Below are 1,248 nucleotides of genomic sequence, written 5' to 3' on the forward strand. Positions count from 1 at the left end.
CGGTTGCAGAGGTCTGCGACCTGGGCGCGGACGCGGGCTTCGACTTCGGCGTTGCCGTCTTCGCCGTTGGCGGCCAGGCCGTCGACCACTTCGATGATCCAGTCGGCGATCTGGCGGAACTCGGCCTCGCCAAAGCCGCGGGTGGTGCCGGCGGGGCTGCCAAGGCGGATGCCCGACGTGATGGTCGGCTTTTCCGGGTCAAACGGCACGCCGTTCTTGTTGCAGGTGATATGCGCCCGGCCCAGGGCCTTTTCGGTGGCGTTGCCCTTGACGCCCTTGGGGCGCAGGTCGACCAGCACCACATGGGTGTCGGTGCCGTGGGTCACGGTGTCGAGCCCGCCCTTGATCAGCTGATCGCTGAGCGCCTGCGCATTGGTCACGACCTGCTGGATATAGCTTTTGAACTCGGGGCGCAGCGCCTCGCCAAAGGCCACCGCCTTGGCCGCGATCACATGCATCAGCGGGCCGCCCTGAATGCCGGGGAAGATCGCCGAATTCACTTTCTTAGCGATATCTTCATCATTGGTCAGGATCATACCCCCACGTGGGCCGCGCAGGGTCTTGTGTGTGGTGGTGGTCGCCACATGCGCGTAGGGGAACGGGCTGGGATGCTCGCCCGCCGCAACCAGACCGGCGAAATGCGCCATGTCCACGTGCAGATAGGCGCCGACCATGTCGGCGATCTGACGCATGCGGGCAAAATCGATCTGACGCGGGATGGCCGAACCGCCCGCGATGATCAGCTTGGGGTTATGCTCTTTCGCCAGCGCCTCGACCTGATCATAGTCCAGCATGTTGTCCTGCTGGCGCACGCCGTATTGCACGGCGTTGAACCACTTGCCCGACTGGTTGGGCCGCGCGCCGTGGGTCAGGTGACCACCGGCATCCAGGCTCATGCCCAGAATGGTGTCGCCGGGCTGGATCAGCGCCTGGAACACGCCCTGGTTGGCCTGGCTGCCCGAGTTCGGCTGCACATTGGCAAAGCCACAGCCAAACAGCTGCTTGGCGCGGTCGATGGCCAGATTCTCGGCGATATCAACAAACTCGCAGCCTCCGTAATAGCGCCGGCCCGGGTAACCTTCGGCATATTTGTTGGTCATCACCGAACCCTGCGCCTCCATCACGGCGGCAGAGACGATGTTCTCGGACGCAATCAGCTCGATCTCGTCGCGCTGACGACCCAGCTCAGACCGGATCGAGCCAAAAAGCTCAGGATCGCGGTCCGACAAGGACTGGGTGAAAAATCCG

At 63.7% G+C, this 1,248-nt stretch carries 1 protein-coding gene; it reads right to left on the reverse strand.

Annotated elements, in window-relative coordinates; genetic code table 11:
- The coding region (glyA, locus tag ACR0J7_RS20440) for a serine hydroxymethyltransferase (protein ID WP_480901170.1) at positions 1-1,248 on the reverse strand (1,248 nt) is incomplete at both ends.

It is taken from the genome of Ruegeria sp. O4, assembly GCF_056535125.1.